Annotated in this window: 3 protein-coding genes; 2 read left to right on the top strand and 1 reads right to left on the bottom strand. The window is 63.5% G+C overall.

The window, feature by feature from the left end:
- Positions 1 to 1165 (top strand): homogentisate 1,2-dioxygenase (gene hmgA / locus CWO89_RS42450; RefSeq protein ID WP_130584157.1); only part of this gene is annotated, 1165 nt, incomplete at its 5' end.
- 154 nt (positions 1166 to 1319) lie between these two features.
- Positions 1320 to 2591 carry a fumarylacetoacetase gene (gene fahA, locus CWO89_RS42445; RefSeq protein WP_130584156.1) on the top strand — a complete coding sequence of 424 codons (1272 nt, stop codon included), beginning with the start codon at positions 1320 to 1322 and terminating at the stop codon, positions 2589 to 2591.
- 114 nt (positions 2592 to 2705) lie between these two features.
- On the opposite strand, the gene CWO89_RS42440 is transcribed toward fahA, so the two are convergent.
- Positions 2706 to 3017 carry a DUF1272 domain-containing protein gene (locus CWO89_RS42440; protein WP_130584155.1) on the bottom strand — a complete coding sequence of 104 codons (312 nt, stop codon included), beginning with the start codon at positions 3015 to 3017 and terminating at the stop codon, positions 2706 to 2708.
- Positions 3018 to 3061 lie beyond the last annotated feature (44 nt).

Raw genomic sequence — 3061 nt, 5'->3', positions numbered from 1 at the left:
CTTCACCGCGCCGCGCGGCGCCAACGAGCGCTCCTGGCTCTATCGGATCCGCCCATCGGTGAAGCATTCCGGCCGCTTCAGCAAGGTCGGTGCCGGGCTGTGGCGCACCGCACCCTGCCACGAATACGAAATGCCGATCGCGCAGCTCCGCTGGGATCCGGCTCCGATCCCGACGCAGGAACAGACTTTTCTGCAGGGCGTGCAGACCATGACCACGGCTGGCGATGCGAACACGCAGGCCGGCATGGCCGCGCATGTCTATCTGATTACCAAATCGATGGTCGACCAGCATTTCTACAATGCCGACGGCGAGATGATGTTCGTGTTGCAAGAGGGCAATCTGCGCCTCGTCACCGAGTTCGGCCGCATCGATGCCGAGCCCGGCGAGATCGTGGTGATCCCGCGCGGCGTGAAATTCCGCGCCGAGATCCCGAACGGCCCCGCGCGCGGCTATCTCTGCGAGAATTACGGCGGCGCCTTCACGCTGCCGGAGCGCGGCCCGATCGGTGCCAATTGCCTGGCCAATTCGCGCGACTTCCTGACGCCGGTCGCCAGCTACGAGGACAAGGACACGCCGACCGAGCTCTATGTGAAATGGGGCGGCGCGCTCTGGAAGACCACGCTGCCGCATTCGCCGATCGACGTGGTCGCATGGCACGGCAATTACGCGCCATACAAATACGATCTGCGCACCTTCTCGCCGGTCGGCGCTATCGCGTTCGATCATCCCGACCCCTCGATCTTCACGGTCCTGACTTCGCCATCGGAGACGGCGGGCACCGCGAATATCGATTTCGTCATCTTCCCGGAGCGCTGGATGGTGGCGGACAACACGTTCCGGCCGCCGTGGTACCACATGAACATCATGTCGGAGTTCATGGGCCTGATCTACGGCGTCTACGACGCCAAGCCGCAGGGCTTCGTCCCCGGCGGCATCTCGCTCCACAACTGCATGCTGCCGCACGGCCCCGACCGCGAGGCGTTCGATCACGCCAGCAACAGCGAGTTGAAGCCGGTGAAGCTTGCAGGCACCATGGCCTTCATGTTCGAGACCCGGTTTCCGCAGCGCGTCACCGAATTCGCGGCGAAGTCGGCGACCTTGCAGGACGACTATGCCGATTGCTGGAAGGGACTGGAGAAGCGGTTCGATCCGGGCAGGCCGTAGCATAAGCTCGCTCCGTCATTCCGGGGCGCGCGAAGCGCGAACCCGGAATCCATTTTTCCGCCGGCTCCCGTGGTGAAATGGATTCCGGGCCTGCGCCTTGCGGCGCATCCCGGAATGACGAAGGATAGCGCGTCGAAACATTCGGCAGGAAAGCATGTCCCACCCCAACGACCCAAAGCTCCGCTCCTTCATCGACGTCGATCCTGCGTCCGATTTCCCGATCCAGAATCTTCCCTACGGGGTGTTCTCGGCCAAGGACGGCCTTGCTCCGCGCATCGGTGTTGCGATCGGCGACTACGTGCTCGATCTCTGGCAGCTCGCGCAGGACTGCCGCATCGATGTCGTCGAACCCGCGGTGTTCGCCGCGTCCTCGCTCAATCCGTTCATGGCTCTTGGTCCAAAGGTCTGGTCGCGCACCCGCGCACGGATCAGCGAACTGCTGCGCCACGACCATCCCGAGCTGCGCGACAATGAACATCTGCGCCAACGTGCGCTGGTGCCGATGGCCGACGTGAAGCTGCATCTGCCGATCACGGTCGCCGGCTACACCGATTTCTATTCGTCGAAGGAGCACGCCACCAATGTCGGCGTCATGTTCCGCGGCAAGGACAATGCGCTGCAGCCGAACTGGCTGCACATGCCGATCGGCTATAACGGCCGCGCTTCGACCGTCGTCGTGAGCGGTACGAAAGTGCGCCGGCCGCGCGGCCAGTTGAAGCCGCCAAACGTGGAGGCGCCGAGCTTCGGTCCGTGCAAGCGGCTCGATTTCGAGCTCGAGATGGGCGTCGTGGTCGGCCAGCCGTCAGCGATGGGCGAGATGCTGAGCGAGCAACAGGCCGAGGAGATGATCTTCGGCTTCGTGATCCTGAATGACTGGAGCGCGCGCGACATCCAGCAATGGGAGTATGTCCCGCTCGGTCCATTCCAGGCCAAGGCCTTTGCGACCTCGATCAGCCCATGGGTGGTGACGCGGGAGGCGCTGGAGCCGTTCCGCCTGCAGGGGCCGACACAGGAGCCGGTGCCGCTGCCTTATCTGCGCCAGACCCAGCCGAACAATTATGACCTGACGCTCGACGTCGCCTTGCGCGCAGGCGCGATGAACGAGGCGGCGCGGATCTGCCGCACCAATTTCAAATACATGTACTGGTCCTCGGTGCAGCAATTGGTGCACCACGCTTCCTCCGGCTGCGCCATGAATGTCGGCGATCTCTTAGGCTCTGGCACGATCTCCGGGCCAGAGAAGGACCAGCGCGGCAGCCTCTTGGAAATAAGCTGGAACGGTACCGAGCCCGTCGAACTCGCCGGCGGCATCAAGCGCTCCTTCCTCGAAGACGGCGATTCGCTCGTCATGCGCGGCTGGTGCCAAGGCGACGGCTATCGCGTCGGCTTCGGCGAGGTCGAGGGGACGATCGTAGCGGCGGAGTGATGGAGGAGCATGTAGGGTGGGCAAAGCGAAGCGTGCCCACCTTCAAGCACTCCGCTCGTGATGGTGGGCACGCTTCGCTTTGCCCACCCTACGCAGCTCACGGCAACAGGACAGTCAGCGTTCCTCCGGCGGAACGCCGCGTAGCTTCGCCGAATGCGCCGCGACATCCTCGGGACTGTACTTCAAATGCACCCGCTTCTCCGACGGCGTTTGCTTGACCACGCACACGCCGACGCGCCATTCCTGCGACGGTCTTATCGGCCGCGGCGCGAAGCCGCCGCCGCAGTTCGGGCAGACGTTGAACAGTTTGTGCTCCACGCAATCAGCACAGAAGGTGCATTCATAGGAGCAGATCATCGCCTCCGTCGTGTTCGGCGGCAGATCCTTGTCGCAATACTCGCAGTTCGGTCGCAGTTGCAGCGCCATGGTCGTTTCTCAGGGTGAAGCGGGACGGATCATCGCAAACTAGC

The sequence above is a fragment of the Bradyrhizobium sp. Leo170 genome (assembly GCF_004296405.1).
GTDB lineage: Bacteria > Pseudomonadota > Alphaproteobacteria > Rhizobiales > Xanthobacteraceae > Bradyrhizobium.
Note: the sequence above shows the minus strand (reverse complement) of the source record. Positions and strands in the feature narration are given on the sequence as shown.

Coding starts and splice junctions, on each gene's coding strand:
- CWO89_RS42440 (WP_130584155.1), bottom strand. CDS start 3,017: ATGGCGCTGCAACTGCGACCGAACTGCGAGTATTGCGACAAGGATCTG.
- fahA (WP_130584156.1), top strand. CDS start 1,320: ATGTCCCACCCCAACGACCCAAAGCTCCGCTCCTTCATCGACGTCGAT.